19 protein-coding genes are annotated in these 16,830 nt (G+C 37.6%); 8 read left to right on the top strand and 11 right to left on the bottom strand.

All coding sequences use genetic code 11. The features are described from left to right. Positions 1-268 (bottom strand): hypothetical protein (locus AC1DPQ_RS02760; protein WP_477607831.1); only part of this gene is annotated, 268 nt, incomplete at its 3' end. A gap of 236 nt (positions 269-504) precedes the next feature. Between AC1DPQ_RS02760 and kbl the strand changes: the two genes are divergently transcribed. The 4 genes from kbl (at position 505) to AC1DPQ_RS02740 (ending at position 3,868) form a co-directional block, all read left to right on the top strand. Beyond that, complete coding sequence (kbl, locus tag AC1DPQ_RS02755; RefSeq protein WP_477585160.1) at positions 505-1,692, top strand: glycine C-acetyltransferase; 1,188 nt, start codon at positions 505-507, stop codon at positions 1,690-1,692. Positions 1,693-1,840: 148 nt separating this feature from the next. Continuing rightward, positions 1,841-2,881, top strand: a complete 1,041-nt coding sequence (pheS, locus tag AC1DPQ_RS02750; protein WP_477607829.1) for a phenylalanine--tRNA ligase subunit alpha — start codon at positions 1,841-1,843, stop codon at positions 2,879-2,881. Next, a complete protein-coding gene (locus AC1DPQ_RS02745) occupies positions 2,881-3,291 on the top strand; it encodes a Rieske (2Fe-2S) protein (protein WP_477607827.1) in 411 nt (136 codons plus the stop codon). Before pheS ends, AC1DPQ_RS02745 begins: the two co-directional genes overlap by 1 nt. Position 3,292: 1 nt before the next feature. Continuing rightward, positions 3,293-3,868, top strand: a complete 576-nt coding sequence (locus AC1DPQ_RS02740) for a TetR/AcrR family transcriptional regulator (RefSeq protein WP_029274048.1) — start codon at positions 3,293-3,295, stop codon at positions 3,866-3,868. A gap of 278 nt (positions 3,869-4,146) precedes the next feature. Here the strand turns inward: AC1DPQ_RS02740 and AC1DPQ_RS02735 are convergent, their stop codons facing one another. The 6 genes from AC1DPQ_RS02735 to carA all read right to left on the bottom strand — a co-directional run bounded on the left by AC1DPQ_RS02735 (position 4,147) and on the right by carA (position 10,118). Next, positions 4,147-4,830 carry an XAC2610-related protein gene (locus tag AC1DPQ_RS02735; protein ID WP_477607825.1) on the bottom strand — a complete coding sequence of 228 codons (684 nt, stop codon included), beginning with the start codon at positions 4,828-4,830 and terminating at the stop codon, positions 4,147-4,149. Positions 4,831-4,885: 55 nt separating this feature from the next. Further along, positions 4,886-5,842: a Fic family protein gene (locus tag AC1DPQ_RS02730; RefSeq protein WP_477583334.1), complete on the bottom strand. Its 957-nt coding sequence runs from the start codon at positions 5,840-5,842 to the stop codon at positions 4,886-4,888. A 116-nt stretch (positions 5,843-5,958) separates the two neighbouring features. Then, positions 5,959-7,035, bottom strand: a complete 1,077-nt coding sequence (locus AC1DPQ_RS02725; protein WP_477583333.1) for an ABC transporter permease — start codon at positions 7,033-7,035, stop codon at positions 5,959-5,961. A 173-nt stretch (positions 7,036-7,208) separates the two neighbouring features. After that, entirely contained in the window at positions 7,209-7,973 is a 765-nt protein-coding gene (locus AC1DPQ_RS02720) for an ABC transporter ATP-binding protein (RefSeq protein ID WP_477607823.1), read from the bottom strand. 96 nt (positions 7,974-8,069) lie between these two features. After that, positions 8,070-8,930: a hypothetical protein gene (locus AC1DPQ_RS02715; protein ID WP_477583329.1), complete on the bottom strand. Its 861-nt coding sequence runs from the start codon at positions 8,928-8,930 to the stop codon at positions 8,070-8,072. 75 nt (positions 8,931-9,005) lie between these two features. Continuing rightward, entirely contained in the window at positions 9,006-10,118 is a 1,113-nt protein-coding gene (gene carA / locus AC1DPQ_RS02710) for a glutamine-hydrolyzing carbamoyl-phosphate synthase small subunit (protein ID WP_477607821.1), read from the bottom strand. 35 nt (positions 10,119-10,153) lie between these two features. Between carA and AC1DPQ_RS02705 the strand changes: the two genes are divergently transcribed. The 4 genes from AC1DPQ_RS02705 (at position 10,154) to AC1DPQ_RS02690 (ending at position 12,629) form a co-directional block, all read left to right on the top strand. Then, positions 10,154-10,348 carry a hypothetical protein gene (locus AC1DPQ_RS02705; protein WP_477583325.1) on the top strand — a complete coding sequence of 65 codons (195 nt, stop codon included), beginning with the start codon at positions 10,154-10,156 and terminating at the stop codon, positions 10,346-10,348. A gap of 92 nt (positions 10,349-10,440) precedes the next feature. Then, the gene (gene panB, locus AC1DPQ_RS02700; RefSeq protein ID WP_477607819.1) at positions 10,441-11,256 is read left to right on the top strand and encodes a 3-methyl-2-oxobutanoate hydroxymethyltransferase; all 816 of its coding nucleotides are present in this window, start codon (positions 10,441-10,443) and stop codon (positions 11,254-11,256) included. Positions 11,257-11,399: 143 nt separating this feature from the next. Further along, positions 11,400-12,086, top strand: coding sequence for an RluA family pseudouridine synthase (locus AC1DPQ_RS02695; protein WP_108198402.1), 687 nt, complete (start codon positions 11,400-11,402; stop codon positions 12,084-12,086). Between the two features lie 114 nt (positions 12,087-12,200). After that, positions 12,201-12,629 (top strand): hypothetical protein, encoded by a 429-nt coding sequence (locus AC1DPQ_RS02690; RefSeq protein WP_477583321.1) that lies wholly within the window; start codon positions 12,201-12,203, stop codon positions 12,627-12,629. 107 nt (positions 12,630-12,736) lie between these two features. Here the strand turns inward: AC1DPQ_RS02690 and AC1DPQ_RS02685 are convergent, their stop codons facing one another. From AC1DPQ_RS02685 to AC1DPQ_RS02670, 4 genes are all read right to left on the bottom strand, one after another. Further along, positions 12,737-13,210 carry a hypothetical protein gene (locus tag AC1DPQ_RS02685; protein WP_477607817.1) on the bottom strand — a complete coding sequence of 158 codons (474 nt, stop codon included), beginning with the start codon at positions 13,208-13,210 and terminating at the stop codon, positions 12,737-12,739. Between the two features lie 144 nt (positions 13,211-13,354). Continuing rightward, positions 13,355-14,665, bottom strand: a complete 1,311-nt coding sequence (locus tag AC1DPQ_RS02680; RefSeq protein WP_477607815.1) for a sensor histidine kinase — start codon at positions 14,663-14,665, stop codon at positions 13,355-13,357. Between the two features lie 77 nt (positions 14,666-14,742). Continuing rightward, positions 14,743-15,420: a response regulator transcription factor gene (locus tag AC1DPQ_RS02675; protein WP_477607813.1), complete on the bottom strand. Its 678-nt coding sequence runs from the start codon at positions 15,418-15,420 to the stop codon at positions 14,743-14,745. A 34-nt stretch (positions 15,421-15,454) separates the two neighbouring features. Then, positions 15,455-16,654, bottom strand: coding sequence for an aspartate aminotransferase family protein (locus AC1DPQ_RS02670; protein ID WP_477607811.1), 1,200 nt, complete (start codon positions 16,652-16,654; stop codon positions 15,455-15,457). Positions 16,655-16,830 lie beyond the last annotated feature (176 nt).

Raw genomic sequence — 16,830 nt, 5'->3', positions numbered from 1 at the left:
CAATTAATCCACGCCATTTTCCCTTAAATCTGATAAGATCGACATCTTCCGCCAGAGATATAAATGCATCATCAATACAATCATCCGCTACTATCCCAAAATTCATATCAATGCGCATCCAATAAACATCTTCAAACAAAAGTTTTCCTATTCCACTGTCGTACCAATCAATTTCAAAGGTGATAGTATCTTGTTTTCCTGGTTTAGTTCTATCTATTTCGACTCTCTTTATAACTGAGTCGTGCCAGTATAATTCATCAAATTTCATATTGGTAGTAATTAGTTTTTGCGACCATAATTAGTAGCGCCATTCAATAGGATCTGGGTTTTGTCGGATTTGGGAAATAATAATAGTACTAATTTTCTTAAAATCAATAAATCTTGTGGTAATTAATTAATTGATCAAACGTTTGTCTACAAAATATAGGTATAAAATTGCCTTTTTAGGTCTGTAAAGACTTTTTTTTATAACTTTGGGCGTAAAATCAACCATATAAAAAGGCCATGTATAAAACATTACAACCTGTTCTTCAGAAAGAACTTGAAGAAATCGAAAACGCTGGATTATTTAAACGCGAAAGAATTATTATTACCCCTCAGGGTGCCGACATTAAGGTAAGTGGCGGTGCTGAAGTAGTTAACTTTTGTGCAAATAATTATTTAGGGCTCTCTTCTCATCCAAAGGTGATAGAAGCGGCTAAAAAAGCGATCGACGATCATGGCTATGGAATGTCTTCAGTGCGTTTTATCTGCGGCACACAAGATGTACATAAAGAATTGGAGGCTAAAATTTCTAAATTTTTAGGTACAGAAGATACCATTTTGTATGCTGCTGCATTTGATGCCAATGGTGGTGTTTTTGAACCATTATTTAATGCAGAAGATGCCATTATTTCTGATGAATTAAATCACGCATCAATTATCGACGGTGTTAGGTTGTGTAAAGCACAACGTTTCCGTTATAAAAATGCAGATATGGAAGATCTGGAAAAACAGTTAATTGCTGCTAAAGATTGCAGACATAGAATCATTGTTACCGATGGTGCTTTCTCTATGGACGGATCAGTTGCTCCGCTGGATAAAATTGCAGATCTGGCCGATAAATACGAGGCCTTGATTATGATCGATGAATCGCACTGTACAGGTTTTATCGGTAAAAATGGCCGCGGAACACACGAACACTTCAATGTAATAGACCGTATTGATATCATCACCGGTACTTTAGGTAAAGCTTTAGGTGGTGCATCTGGCGGTTTTACTTCAGGTAAAAAAGAAATCGTTGATATGTTGCGTCAACGTTCACGTCCTTATTTGTTCTCTAATACCTTAGCGCCAGCAATTGCAGGCGCATCTATCGCAGTATTAGATATGTTAAGTGAAACCACTTCGTTAAGAGATAAATTAGAAAATAATACGAAGTATTTCCGTGAAAAAATGACTGCAGCTGGTTTCGATATTAAACCAGGTTTCCATCCAATTGTTCCGGTAATGTTGTACGATGCAAAAATTGCACAACAATTTGCTGCTAAAATGTTAGAAGAAGGTATTTATGTAATCGGGTTCTTTTATCCTGTTGTGCCTCAAGGTAAAGCGAGAATCCGTGTACAATTATCAGCCGGACATGAGCAACATCACTTAGATAAAGCGATTGCTGCATTTACTAAGGTAGGGAAAGAATTGGGTGTAATTTAAAATCTATATATCTACGATAACTATAAAAGCCGCTTAAGCGGCTTTTATAGTTTATGGGTCCATTTTCTTTTATAATGGTATTGTAAACAGATTATTTGAACTCATTTACCCCTAAAATTATTGGATAATTTGCCGTATATTTGAAGCCATGTTACAGGACAAAATAACACAATATACCGATAAAATTAATGCTTTCGTAACTGAAAAAGCAGACGAGTTAGAGCAATTCCRCATCAAATATTTAGGAAGTAAAGGCGTAATCAAAGAGATTTTCGACGAATTCAAATCTGTTTCTGTTGAAGAAAAAAGATCGTTAGGTAAAGTTTTAAATGAGTTTAAGCAACTTGCCGAATCAAAATACTTAACCTTAAAAGAATCTACAGAAAGTGCCGAGGTGAAAACTGAAAACGCACAACAAGATTTAACTTTGCCAGGTGAAGGTTTCGAGATTGGCTCGCGCCACCCTTTAGCTTTAGTGCGCCGCGAAATTGTAGAAATTTTTGCCAAACTTGGTTTTACAGTAGCAGAAGGTCCTGAARTTGAAGATGATTGGCATAACTTCTCAGCACTGAATTTTCCTGAAGAGCATCCTGCAAGAGACATGCAAGATACTTTCTTCATAAAAAAAGGTGGAGAAAAAGGCGATATTGCACTGCGTACACATACTTCTTCTGTACAGGTTCGTATGATGGAGCAGGGTCAACCGCCATTCAGGGCAATCATGCCTGGTCGTGTTTACCGTAACGAAGCCATTTCTGCACGTGCACACTGCTTTTTCCATCAGGTAGAAGGTTTGTATGTTGATGAAAATGTTTCATTTGCCGATTTAAAACAAACGTTATTTTATTTCGTTCAAGAATTATACGGAGAAGGTACAAAAGTGCGTTTCCGTCCATCATATTTTCCTTTTACAGAGCCATCTGCAGAGATGGATATTTCTTGTACCATTTGTAAAGGAGCAGGCTGCCAGTTTTGTAAATACAGTGGTTGGGTTGAGATTTTGGGCTGCGGTATGGTAGATCCCAATGTTTTGGAAAATTGTGGTATCGATTCGAAAAAATACAGCGGTTTTGCATTTGGAATGGGAATAGAACGTATTACCAACCTGAAATACGAAATTAAAGATCTGCGTTTGTTCTCTGAAAACGATGTACGTTTCTTGAAGCAATTTAAATCTGCTTTAATTTAATGATGAAGTATTTATATAGCATATTGTTTGTACTCTTAATTACCACAGGCTGTGGCAAAGATGAAGGTTACATTCCTGATGTGCCGGTAAATTATAATGTAACACTTCAAGAGTTTTCCATTAAGCAAAAAGATAATGTTATGCTAGTTGCTGATCGGGGTGTTGGAGGTTTAATTATTGTGAGAATATCATCCAACAGTTATGTCGTATTTGATCGTTGCAGTACCGTAAATCCTGAAAAAATTTGTAAAGTAGTGCCTGATGACAGTGGATTTACCGCAACCGATCCATGTTCGGGCGCAAAATTTTCACTGCTTGATGGTAGCCCACAAAAAGCCCCCGCAGAAAGAAGCTTAAAAGCATATAATATTTCTTTGCAGGGCAATACACTATTACACGTAAGCAATTAAAATGGAAGCTGAAAAAATAAAAGAAACAGTAAAAAAGGCTGCCAAAGAACTATTTAGAAAATACGGTTATCATAAAACCAGTGTAAACGAAATTGCTAAAAAGGCGCGTATTGCCAAAGCAACGATTTACAAATATTTCGAAAGTAAAGAACAGGTGCTGGATAGTATCCTAATGGATTACCTTGATCAGAATCTTCACGAAATCCTGCATAATAAATTAAGCTACGCATCAGAAGAAGAGCATTTAAAAGCATTGGTAATGAAAACCAGCCGTTTATCTTTTACGGCCTGTAACGAATTTATCGGGTGGGATTTCGTTCGCGAAAATGCAAACTCACAGGAATTCTTAAAACACTTGTCAGATCAGCTTGAGGCTTTATTATTAGCCGCTTACCTGCAATTGGATAACTTTAAGAATAACCCTGCCAGAAGAGAAGGATTAGCCTTTCTGCTAAAAGCCAGTAAGAGCATAGTATTTTCATTTGCATTTACCTCAGTTAGTGATTCTGACGTTCGTAAAAACTTTGTAAGTTTCCAGAAAGAAATATTGCCATTTTTGGTAAAAGCAGCACTTTAAATAGAAAAGTCTTTAATAACAGGTTCGTCATCTCGACCGGAACATGGCGGAGAGATCTAAGTTAAAAGTGCTCTCCAGATAGATTTAGCTTCGCTGAACACTTTGTGGTTCTCGGCTGCGTTGCACTTCGCACAATCTGGTCTTAGCATCCTGCTAAGACACTAAAAAATAAACTTATTGGTATGTCGTAGCGAGGCGCTACCACCAGAAAAAAATAAAAAGGGAACGAACGCAGAAATCCGTGCTTATCTGTGTGTACCTGTGGTTAAAAATTCGACTTATTGATTGTAATAATCTTTCATCTTAAATTTTTGCACAGTCCTTTTTATTTTTCCATCAACAAGTTTTTGCGTAATCACCGTAACATTATCTGTAATACTCGAATCTTCAATTACCGATGAGTCTTCGTAAAGCACATTTTTAGTATCATATTTATAATTGATGGTTTTGTCAAAACAGCATCCATCTTTTTGGTGGATGGCAATCTGCTTTGTTTTTTTATCAATATCGAACATGCCCAGGTTTTCGCTTGCCAGTTTAGTAAGTTCTTTATTCAGTAAAAACTTATTTTCTTTTGATGATAAATAAATGTTGTAAGATGGACTGGCATAAGCACCATTATTGCCATTTCTTATGGCGATATCTTCAAAACCATCAAAATTAAAATCGCTAAAAATTAAAGGTGTTTGGTATTTGCCCAGATCGAGCCATCCAAGTTTGGCATTCTGGGTTTCAGTTAGGCCAAAATCTAAATCTTCAGAATGGAAGGTGTCTACTTCTCTATCTGTGGCCTTATCGTAAATAATAATTGTAGCTTTTCCGCTACAAGCATTACCTTCGCATTTATCAACAAAAATTTTGGCCTTGTATTGGTCAGAGCTGTTATTAGCTAAGAATTTAAACTGTGCTTTTGAAGTATTGGCAATCAATAAAATACTGCAAAAGATAATCAAGCTTTTCATTAAATATTTTTCGGTAAAATTACATCAATATCAGTCTGTAAAAAGTTAAAAAAGGTTAACGTTTTCTTTTTCGTGTTTTGATATAGCTTTGAACTGCCGATTTTGTGGTAAGCCAATCTCTACCTTCTTTGTAAGCATCTATTTTGCCCTGCCTCGCTAACAAACTCACATACTCCTGCCCATATGGAACATCAGGTTCTGAAACAATATGCGATATTAGTTCGTAATCTCCGTAGGTGTTTCCTGGCAATGCATTTATATAGATGTTTAACGAGCGCTCCAGAGCCTGCAGCATTAACAAACAAAGCTTATGGTAATTACCCTTGTTGGCTTGGTTAAGTGCCTCGTAGTATTTCTTTCTGTCGTTTTTAAGGATAATGGCAGGTGGGAAGCCTTTGCGCATGAGCAGTAAATTCATGGCAAGCCTCACCGTACGGCCATTTCCATCAAAAAAAGGATGAATCCAAACCAATTTATGATGGAAAATAGTAGACAGTAAAATGTCATTTAAGCCTAAAGGATTATCATTAACGAAGCCAACTAATTCATCTAATAGATCAGAAACGTTGTTAGCGTTGGGCGGTGTAAAATTTGCACCAACAATACGAACACCGCCGTTTCTTAGCCGGTCTGCATAATCATCTTCAATGCTCCTGAGCACTAAGCCATGAAGCGACAAAATATCGATGCTTCTAAGCGCGTAGTTCTTATTGACTATGGTATAGAGGTAATCGATGGCTTTTGCGTGGTTATAGGCTTCAAAATGCTCTCTCAATGATTTCCCTTTAACGGTCATACCTTCCTGTAAAACTATTTGGGTTTCTTTGAGGCTTAAAGTGTTTCCTTCTATGCTATTGGAGTTGTAAGTCCATTCTAAGGTAAGGTCTTCTTTGATACGGTGTAGCGCGCTATTAGGCAGTGGCCTTGAGGTTTCTAACCTGGCTTTTTTCTCGTACAACCTGTCTATTTGAGGTAATAGTTCTTCTAAATCGCTTAAATCGAATTTCCACATACCCAAATATAATAACTATCGGTTTGATTTAAAAATTCACTTATCCGATATTAAAGATTTTTATCCAAAAAAAATGATAGCTGATTTGCTACCATTTAAAAACCTTCTTTTTTCAGTTATTCCCATTTGAATACTTTTACCGCAACAGCGTAAATACCAATGCCCCAAAGCAATAGGATCATGATCTGGAATTTAACGTCCCATAAGCCCAAGCCCTCAAAAGCCACTTTGCGCATGGCATCGTTTAAATAGGTAAGGGGTAATGCTCTACTAATGGGCTGTAACCAGCTAGGAAAAGCCTCGATAGAAAAGAATGTCCCTGATAGTAAAAACTGTGGTAAAGTAACGATGTTCGAGATGGGTGGTACCATACTTTCGTTTTTAGCAATGCCTGAAATGATAAAACCAAAGCCCATAAAAACAATCACACCAAGCGTAGCCAGTATGAGCATATTGACGACGGTGAGCGCACCATGGACGAGTGTAAAGCCAAAAAAGAAATGACCTATCAAAATGATAAACAACGCACCAATTAAGGCAAAACCAATGCGGGCAATACCTTCGCCGATTACAATGCTTGAACGCCTTACTGGTGTTGCAAAAAAGCGTTTAATAACCAGGGTTTGGCGCAGACTTAAAAAAACGAATGCAGTTCCGAAAACACCCGTGCTTAATAGCGAGAAACCTAACTGCCCAGGAAGTATAAAATCGATGGTTTTATATTCGCGGCCAGTAATGGTGCTTTCTTTTATCTCTGCTACTGTCGGTTTTAATGTTTTATCGTAAAAAATATTGTTTAAAACCGATTTTAAAATCCCGCCTTTATCTCTTGATGCGGAGGTGTAAACTACGTTGACCGAATAAGCAGCTGAATTGACTTTTCTGTGAACATCAATCATGGCATCAACATTGCCTTTTTCTAACAGTTTATCAAACTCAGCTTTCGATTTATCTTTAACCAGGCGGATCATTCCTGTTTTTTCCAACATGCCCATTACCGGGTTGTTTACATCAGAGCCCGGTGCTACGCCCACATCGATGCGTGTTCCTCCGCCACCTAAAAATCCGAAGACTAAAATAAATATCAAAGGAAAAGCAAGCGTAAATACCACTGCCGATGGGCTCCGCATAATTGACCGGAAACTCGCTTTGGCAAGGGCAAGGGTTGCTGTAAGGTTATTGTATTTTTTCATTTACTATTTGATTAATAGTTGTACTGTTTTTATGTTCTTAAACCCGATTGTAGTGTAAATCCTTTTTGTTTTAGATGTTTTATTACCTATTGATGGATTTACAAAAAGATTGTAACGGAAAGCGGGCGTAACGTTAATTGTAATGCTGTCCTTGCTTTTCAAAAGAAAATTAATTATTCTCTCCATTCCTGGCCGGTAAGATTGATGAAAACATCTTCCAGATTGGCCTTTTTAACCTCTTTTTTGCGCTCAAAACCACTGCTCACTAATTTATCTATTAAATTATCAGGAGTATCCAGCGCGATAATCTGTCCGCGTTCTACAAAAGCAACGCGATCGCAAAGTTGTTCAGCCTCGTCCATATAGTGGGTGGTGATTACAACGGTGGTGCCTGCATTTCGGATTTCGATAATCAGATCCCAGAGATTTCTTCGGGCCTGTGGGTCTAAGCCTGTAGTGGGCTCATCCAAAAAAATAATTTTGGGTTGGTTGATTAATGTAGTTGCTATAGAGAAGCGCTGTTTCTGGCCGCCAGAAAGTGCTTTGTATTTGGCTTTGGCCTTATCCTGAAGGTTTACTTTCTCCAGCATTTCCATCGGTTTGATGCTGGCACCATATAAACCAGCAAAAAGTTCGATCAGTTCGATGAGATTCAGATTTGGATAATAACCAGCTGCTTGTAGCTGTACGCCAATAATCTGTTTAATATCCTGCGGCTGTTTGTCGACAGAAAAACCATCAACGATAATTTCTCCGGAGGTTTTATCCCTTAGGGTTTCAATAATTTCGAGGGTAGTGGTTTTTCCGGCACCATTAGGGCCAAGCAGACCAAAAATCTCATGCTCGTAAACTTCAAAGCTAAGCCCTTGAACGGCCACGAAATCATCGTATTTTTTTACCAGGTTTTTAACGCTGATAATGGCTTTTTTTGTTTCCATGTTGCGAATGTAAGCAGCTTTAAATGAATAGAGAATGAATTTGTAGATGGATAACCGAAAATGTCGGTAAAATGATGTTTGTAGTAGGTAAAAACATTAATTGGTGCTCTTTTTGGTTAAAATGATCACATCGCGATCTATCGAGTCTATTTTATAAGTGTTTTTAGCCTTGTTAAAAGCTTCGCCGAAAACAATTTGATCTTTTAGAAAACTAAACTTTCCTTTTGTATTTATACTGTCGGCAGGAATAACATACGATTCTCTATAAGTGCGATCGTATTCCATTCTGTGTTTCCAGGGGTTTTGGTATTCGCGTACCTTTTTTCCCGTAAAGGTTCCATTGGTTTTAAGCGATACCAAGTAGGTAGTTTTTAGATCATATGATTCAATACTCCACGTGGTATCGGGCTTTTTTGTCGCGTTAAATTTATAGATTAACCCATATTGTATTTTCTCTACAAATTCCCTGTTATTGGTTACTGAATTTTGAAGCCTGAAATTGGCATTTGTGCCATAGAGGGTGTCTAAGCTTTTATTTGCGACAAATTTCCAGTCCGCATAAATATAATCTTTAGCGTTAAGTACTTCATTTATTCTTTTTAAGTAAATCGTGTCGATGCTAGCAGCTGCACCCTTTCCCTGTCCGCCACCAAAAGGGTTATGTCCTTCTATGTTGTAACTCAAAAATCCTTCTTTTTTTATAATTTCAGAAAAGTGAAGGGGAGGGGCTTCCATCATGAAGATTTCGGATATGAAAAATTTACTATAACGGAGTTCTTTTAAATAAAACTTACCATTTGCATCTGTAATGGTTTCGCCCACCTTACAGCCAACAACAGGGTTGTTCTGATAATCCAATATAGTGCCTGTAATTGCCGGTCTTGATAATCTGGAAATACAGGAGCTGAAGAAACATAATAAAACAGCAATACACGCAATAAAAAGGTTTTTCAACATGTTCTAATTTAAATAAAAAAACACTGCCAATAGGATTGAGCAGTGTTTTAATGCTTTAATAAAAAGACTTGTAGTTTACCAGGATAATTCGCCCTTCATTACATCAACAAAATCGTCGAATAAGTAACGCGAATCGTGTGGACCTGGTGAAGACTCTGGGTGATACTGAACCGAAAATGCTTTTTTACCTTTAACACGGATACCCTCGATTGATTTATCGTTTAAGTTAACGTGGGTAATCTCTACTTTATCAGAGTTTCTAACCTCATCAGGAATTACACCAAAACCGTGGTTTTGTGAGGTAACTTCGCAGTGGTTTTTGATAATGTTTTTTACCGGATGGTTTAATCCACGGTGACCGTTAAACATTTTCATGGTGCCAATACCATTAGCTTCGGCCAATAACTGGTGACCTAAACAGATCCCGAACATTGGTTTATTTACCGCTAGAATATCTTTGATTGTTTCTACGGCGTAAGGCATCACTGATGGATCGCCAGGGCCGTTAGAAATGAAATAACCATCAGGGCTGAATTTTTCCATTTCGGCAAAAGTAGTTTTCGCCGGGAAAACCTGAACGTAGATATCGCGGTTTTCGAAACTGCGCAAAATATTTTTCTTGATACCTAAATCTAAAGCCGCCACTTTTAAGCTCGCTTCAGGGTTGCCATAAAAATAAGGCTCGGTTGTACTTACTTTAGATGAAAGCTCTAGACCTTCCATTGAAGGTACTTCGGCTAATTTTTGTTTTAATTCTTCTAAATCCGTAATCTCAGAAGAAATAATCGCATTCATTGCGCCTTTATCTCTAATGTGGCGAACCAACGCACGTGTGTCAATATCAGAAATGGCAACCAAGTTGTCGTTCTGAAAATAATCCTGAATCGATTCTGTTGCTTCTTTACGGCTATAAACGATGTTGTAATTTTTGCAGACTAAACCAGCAATTTTAATCGAACCTGATTCGATTTCATCTTTGTGGATACCGTAATTACCAATATGCGCATTGGTGGTAACCATTATCTGGCCAAAATAACTTGGATCAGTAAAAATTTCCTGGTAACCTGTCATCCCGGTATTAAAACAAATTTCGCCAGTAGTGGTGCCAATTTTTCCGGCCGCTTTGCCGTAAAAAACTGTGCCATCGGCCAGTAATAAAATCGCAGGTAACTTGGTGTAGTTAGTCATGGTAATTACAATATGGATTTTGATTTAAAAAAGAGTTGAAAAAAGAATGGCTTTCGGCATTAAAGCCGTTTTTGCTGGGTGCAAAAAAAGATGAATATATCCCTTCCATTTCGGGGTACAAAGATAGAGTTTTAGATTGGAAATGTAAAGAGAAAAGTGAAATAAGGCTGGAGCTAAAAGCAGAAAGACTAAAGCTGAAAGCAGTGAGACACGATTTAAATAAAAAATGATTTTGGCCTGAAATAGCTTTGGTCTTTTACCTTTAGTCTTTTCAGCTTAATTAAAGAAAAAACAATACTTTTGGCAACACAAAACAAATCCCATGTCGGTACATAAAGAAATCAAACGCATCACCACGCACACTTTACAGGAAATGAAGCAACGTGGTGAAAAAATATCTATGTTAACGGCCTACRATTACTCGATGGCTACCATTTTAGATGATGCAGGATTAGACGTTTTACTTGTAGGTGATTCTGCTTCTAATGTAATGGCTGGTCACGAAACAACTTTGCCTATTACGCTAGATCAGATGATTTACCATGCTGCCTCGGTAATCAGGGCAGTTAAACGTGCTTTTGTTGTTGTCGATTTACCTTTTGGCTCTTATCAGGGAAATTCAAAGGAAGCTTTGAACTCAGCGATAAGGATTATGAAAGAATCGGGCGCCCACGGTGTTAAATTGGAAGGCGGCGAAGAAATTATCGAATCGGTTCAACGTATTATCACAGCAGGAATACCTGTAATGGGGCATTTGGGTTTAACACCTCAGTCGATTTATAAATTCGGAACATATACAGTCCGCGCTAAGGAAGAAGAAGAAGCAAATAAGTTAAAAACAGATGTTTTGGCTTTACAGGCTGCGGGCTGTTTTGCTATCGTATTAGAAAAAATTCCTGCTGCTTTAGGTAAAGAAGTTACAGAAAGCTTGAATATTCCAACTATTGGTATTGGTGCCGGACAAGACTGCGACGGCCAGGTTTTGGTGGTAAATGATATGATTGGCTTAACAAAAGGGTTTAAACCACGTTTTTTACGTCAGTATATTAATTTATACGATGAAATTTTAGGCGCAGCACAATCGTACATTCGTGATGTAAAAGCAAACGATTTCCCGAACGAGAAAGAACAGTATTAAGTTTGGGTTGGGCGTTTTGAGTTTGGAGTTTTTTCAAGCGCAGATAAACCATCCAACTTTAAACAAATTAACCAATTGACTTTTGCAATAGACGATTTGCCTTGTTAAGTGAACTAATGACGAATGAACCAATAAACTAACCGATGCCAATTACCGATAACGACATCCTTTTTGAAGACAACCATTTAATCGCCATTAATAAAAGAGCAGGTGATATTGTGCAGGTTGATGAAACCGGCGATGAGCCTTTGGATGAACAGGTGAAAAAGTATATCGCTAAAAAGTACAATAAACCCAATGGTGCTTTTTTGGGTGTAGTACACCGATTAGATCGGCCGGTGAGCGGCGTAATCTTATTTGCTAAAACGAGTAAGGCTTTGGAACGGATGAATGCCGTTTTTAAAAATAGAGAAGTAAAGAAAACCTATTGGGCAGTGGTGAAGAACAAGCCGGAGAAAGAGTCGGCTACTTTGATCCATTGGCTGGTTAAAAACCCGCAGAAAAATGTCGTTTCCTATTATAATACAGAGGTTACTGGTAGTCAGCGTGCGGAGCTTTCTTACAAAGTAAAGGCGAAGGTTGGCGATTATTACCTCTTAGAAGTAGATCCCTTAACCGGACGTTCGCACCAGATCAGGGTTCAGCTCTCATCAATGGGGTGCCCGATTATGGGTGATAATAAATATGGCTATCCCCGCGGAAGCAGAAAAGGGAGCATTTGCCTACATGCCCGCCGTTTACAATTTATACACCCGGTTAAAAAAGAACCCGTAAATATATTTGCCAAGCTGCCTGTTGATGGTTTTTGGGAACGCTTTGAAGACTTATAGCACAACAATATTTAATATAATTAAAATATCCGGTCACAATATTTAAGTATTTGATCGGATTTTTTATGATTTGGCATCATATTTCGTCTGTTCAGGACTAAAACCAAATTAATCATGAAAAACACCATCTTATCTATCGCTGCAGCAGGCTTATTGGCTTCTACATTAGTTTCGTGTGATAGCACTAAAAAAACGGAAACAACCAAAGACTCTAGTGAAATTTCCGCTAATGGAGACACCATTACCAAAATAACGACAAAAACAACTGAAACAGTTAAAACCGATGTTCCAACTTTCTCAAGTGAAGAGGTAAACAAAGGGCTTGCTGAATATGCTAAACTTAAAGACGAATATGTTGCAGCTGTGAAAAGTAAAAATGCTGCAGAAATTAAAGCGTTAAGCGATAAATACACGGCTTGGGCAAATCAGGCAACGGGCTGGGCAAGCAAGCTAAAGCCAGATGAAATACAAAAATACTCTGATTATATGCTTAAATTAAGCGAAGAATGGACGAAAGCAGCAAAGGAAGCAGTAACTAAGTAAAGCTCAGATTATAGAAAATCGTCATTCTCGCGTATGCGGGAATCTTAAAGCACTTTTGTTAGGCATTAAGATTCCCAATCAAGTTGAGAATGACGGTTCTTCGGAATTTATTTACAATCAATTTTGTCAAAAGTCATTAATCCATCAAACTTTAGTTTGCTTAGGTCTTTGAACTTGGTTTTTCCTTTTACTTCCTCTACATCGCCAAATCCCTCTGCTAGCTGATCACCCTTTTTCAAAAAAGCCACTTCCCTAATAGATGTTTTGCCTTCAGACTGAAAAGTATAGTTAGCAATTATGGTATCGCCTTTAACAATTCCGGCTATTATACCTGCATTTTTATCTTTTTCGTATAAATTATAACCTAATGTACCTGTTACCTTATTATCCGCTGTTTTTAACGATAGGGTGGCAGTATCCCGGTTTTTAATGTACTGGAAGCACCGAATAGAATCGGGGCTTGCCGTTGCATTGGTTACTATGGTGGAATCTATTTTAGCCTGTGTTTTTTTTGCCGTGCCACCCTGGCAAGATGCCAGCAATAAAGCGGCTGCTCCTAGTATTGGGAAGATGTTTTTCATTAGGATATATTCTTTTCTTATCGGATTGATTTTTTATTATTAAGCAAAGCCCCTGCCAAAAAGATTCTTAAACCTGTGCCGATCTTACATCGGAATTAAGTTTATCCTAAATATATGAGCTATGTTATAAGCTTAACTGGGAAGTTATTTTAAAAAAAACAACGAAATGTTGGTTCCTTTGTGTTCTTCAGATTTTATATCGACCTCTATTTTATGGAATCGGGCAATACTTTGCACAATGGCTAGCCCCAGGCCAAAGCCGTTTTCTTCGGTATTTCCCCTTTTAAATCGATCGAAAGCATTTTCTACGAGTGCTGCGCTCATGCCAGATCCGGTATCGCTGATGGTGAGGATATATTTTTCGGCTTCGGTTTTATCTGTTATGGCAATGGTCCCCCCCTCAATATTATACTTTATTGCATTATTGATAATATTGATTAAAAGGGTATGTATCAGTGCTTTATTTCCGGTAAAATGAAAGTCCTTCGAAAGGTGAGCATTATAACTGATATTTTTATCTGCTATTCGATCTTCCAGATCTTCATATATATCATCGATTTCCTGTTTGAGGCTAATTTCTTCGGTTTTTAGATACTGATTGTTTTCTACCTTCGAAATGAGCAATAAGCTGTTGATAATTACCTTTAAGCGGTTTAAGGTTTTTAAAGAGGCGTAGATTTTATTTTCATGCTCTACAGGAATATCTCGAGTATTGAGCATATTTTCGAAGCGCGTACTTAAAATTGAAATAGGGGTAAGCAGCTCATGCGAAACGTTAGCTATAAACTGCTTTTCTAAAGCAAAAAGCGTATTTATTTTACGCATTAAAGAGTTTATGCTATTGTCAAGGATTTTAAAATCGTTGGTGGTAGTTGGTATATTCTGATAATTGTAATGGGAAGGATCATCAACTAGATTGATCTTTTTGTCGATAATGAGGTAAAAAGGCTTTAATAAAAAGTTTGAGAAGGTAAAATCTGCTACCAAAGTAATAAGTAAGGCGGCAACCAGCACAATCAGCATGTAAAAACGGATCGAATTTTTAATGGATTGGAGCGCCGTCATTGTTTCTCCAATCTCCAGATTATACCAGTTTGTATGATACGAAAATTTATAATTGAGGATTCTATATACTTCAATATCGCCTTCAATTTCCCTCTTTTCTGTAAATACTTTTGCTGTGGAGTCTTTCTGGTTATCGGGGATATCTGTTAAAACGATAAATTCTTCCTTTAAAATATTGTAATCGGTAAAAGATTGTTCCTTATTTAAAAGGCTATCGATCTCATTATCGTTTAAGTTTTTAATGATTTTGTTTTTCTTTTTGATTAAACGGTTGTCAAATTGGTTGTAAGCAAGTTTATCCAACGAAAATAGAATGATAGCCCCCAATACCAGAATAATGGCAATTTTGGTTACTGCATTGTATAAGGAAAACTTAACCTGTAACTTCATTTTATTTAATGGTTCATTGGTTCAATTGCCATTGGTTCATTGGTAGATCGACGCTTAACTTCTGACTTCCCGACTCTCTAGCAATTAATCCTATAGCCAATACTCCTTACGGTTTCAAACCAATCTGTTACACTCACTGCTGCAAGTTTTTTTCGCAGGTTTTTAACATGAACATCAACAAAGTTGGAATCAGAATTAACTTCTAAAATATCACCCCAAACGTGTTCAGTTAAACTCATTCTAGATACCACACGGTTTTTGTTCAACACTAAATAGTTAAATATTTCGAATTCCTTTTTGGTAAGGTTTAGTCTTTCATCACCAAATGAAACAGTCCTGTTCTGGATATTGAGCAAAAAATTATGAATGTTTACCTCATTTTTCTCCAACTTATGTTTTCTACGGGTAATGGCATGCATGCGCGCTAAAAGTTCATTTAGCGAAAATGGTTTTGGTAAATAATCGTCTGCGCCTTCATCAAGCCCCTTAATCCGGTCATCTACAGCACTACGGGCGGTTAAGATAATTACAGCATCATCACGATCTTTCATGGCCTTTAACTGTTTTAAAATTTCAAAACCATCACCATCTGGCAAACCTAAATCGAGTAAAATGAAATCATAATTGTTTACAAATATTTTTTCTTCCGCAGAAGATTTTTTCCAGGCATGCTCTACAATAAATCCTTCTTTGCTCAAGAATTCATCCATTTCAAGCGCCAGGCTTTTTTCATCTTCAACTATGAGTWCGTTCATTTTAATTTAGTTAATGTTCTTTAGTCTTTCAGCTTTATGCTTTAGTCTCTAAAACTAAGTTAATATTTTTTAAGATGATCGCACAAGCTTCTTCAATTTCTTCTTTGGTAATAATTAAAGGAGGAGCAATGCGCATAGAATTGCTGCAATGTAAAAACCAGTCTGATAACACACCATCTAAAATGCAGGCATCAATGATTTTTTTATTGATCTCGAAATTTTCAAATTCAACCGCCAACATTAAACCTTTTCCCCTAATTTCTTTAATGGCAGGATGTTGAAGGAGCAGTTTAAACAATTGTCCTTTTTCTTCTACTTCTTCAACAATATGATCATCAACCAAGGTACGTAAGGTAGCCAACCCAGCAGCACAACAAACCGGATGACCACCAAAAGTAGTCATGTGACCCAAAATTGGGGTATGTGATAATACCGACATAATCTCTAGTGAACTTATAAAAGCCCCAATTGGCATTCCACCACCGATTCCCTTCGCCAGGAGCAGCACATCGGGCACAACATTATAATGCTCGAAAGCAAACATCTTGCCGCTGCGGCCGAAACCAGATTGTATTTCGTCGAAGATTAACAAAGTTCCGGTTTCTGTGCATTTTGTCCGCAAAGCCTGCATATAGCTTAAATCGGCTACCCGGATTCCGGCTTCACCCTGAATGGGTTCGATAAAAACAGCAGCAAATTCTGAAGTGATTTTATTAAGATCTGCTATATTATTATGCTCGATAAAACTTACATGTGGCAAGAATGGGCCGTAGCCGGAGGAATAGAAATCGCTTTCCATTAAACTTTCGGCACCTTGTGTACTCCCGTGGTAAGCATTTTTGCAAGCAATAAAACCTTTACGGCCAGTATAACGTTTAGCTAGTTTCATGGCGCCTTCTACAGCCTCGGTTCCTGAGTTTAAAAAGTAGGTGCAGCTTAAGCTTTCAGGTAAAATATCGGCAAGGGCTTTGGCAAAATTTACCTGAGGCGTTTGTACATATTCGCCATAAACCATTAGGTGCATGTAGGTTTCCGCTTGCTCCTGAATGGCTTTCACCACCACAGGATGGCAATGGCCAACATTACTTACGCCGATACCGGCAATAAGATCGATGTGTTTTTTGTTTTGGGCATCGTAAATGTAGATTCCTTTTGCCCTTACAAATTCGAGCATAAGCGGCGCTGGAGAGGTTTGTGCATTGTGTTGTAAAAACAACTGACGTTGGGTAAGCATGGCACAAAAGTACGGAAATGAAAGAGTGCTTTAAAACAAAAAAGACCTACATTGCTGTAAGTCTTTTTATTTATTGCCTCTGGCCGCCTTTAAATCTATTGAGTAACTCGCGTTTAAAACCTTCCTGCGCCCGGTAAAACTTTCCAACAATTTTTATCGGCAATACAGCTTTAAGT

This window comes from Pedobacter sp. 01T416_2 (genome assembly GCF_056398925.1).
The sequence above is the reverse complement of the archived record's forward strand: the minus strand, read 5'-3'. Positions and strand labels throughout refer to the sequence as shown.

Coding starts and splice junctions, on each gene's coding strand:
- kbl (WP_477585160.1), top strand. CDS start 505: ATGTATAAAACATTACAACCTGTTCTTCAGAAAGAACTTGAAGAAATC.
- AC1DPQ_RS02745 (WP_477607827.1), top strand. CDS start 2,881: ATGATGAAGTATTTATATAGCATATTGTTTGTACTCTTAATTACCACA.
- AC1DPQ_RS02740 (WP_029274048.1), top strand. CDS start 3,293: ATGGAAGCTGAAAAAATAAAAGAAACAGTAAAAAAGGCTGCCAAAGAA.
- AC1DPQ_RS02735 (WP_477607825.1), bottom strand. CDS start 4,830: ATGAAAAGCTTGATTATCTTTTGCAGTATTTTATTGATTGCCAATACT.
- AC1DPQ_RS02730 (WP_477583334.1), bottom strand. CDS start 5,842: ATGTGGAAATTCGATTTAAGCGATTTAGAAGAACTATTACCTCAAATA.
- AC1DPQ_RS02725 (WP_477583333.1), bottom strand. CDS start 7,035: ATGAAAAAATACAATAACCTTACAGCAACCCTTGCCCTTGCCAAAGCG.
- AC1DPQ_RS02720 (WP_477607823.1), bottom strand. CDS start 7,973: ATGGAAACAAAAAAAGCCATTATCAGCGTTAAAAACCTGGTAAAAAAA.
- AC1DPQ_RS02715 (WP_477583329.1), bottom strand. CDS start 8,930: ATGTTGAAAAACCTTTTTATTGCGTGTATTGCTGTTTTATTATGTTTC.
- carA (WP_477607821.1), bottom strand. CDS start 10,118: ATGACTAACTACACCAAGTTACCTGCGATTTTATTACTGGCCGATGGC.
- AC1DPQ_RS02695 (WP_108198402.1), top strand. CDS start 11,400: ATGCCAATTACCGATAACGACATCCTTTTTGAAGACAACCATTTAATC.
- AC1DPQ_RS02690 (WP_477583321.1), top strand. CDS start 12,201: ATGAAAAACACCATCTTATCTATCGCTGCAGCAGGCTTATTGGCTTCT.
- AC1DPQ_RS02685 (WP_477607817.1), bottom strand. CDS start 13,210: ATGAAAAACATCTTCCCAATACTAGGAGCAGCCGCTTTATTGCTGGCA.
- AC1DPQ_RS02680 (WP_477607815.1), bottom strand. CDS start 14,665: ATGAAGTTACAGGTTAAGTTTTCCTTATACAATGCAGTAACCAAAATT.
- AC1DPQ_RS02670 (WP_477607811.1), bottom strand. CDS start 16,654: ATGCTTACCCAACGTCAGTTGTTTTTACAACACAATGCACAAACCTCT.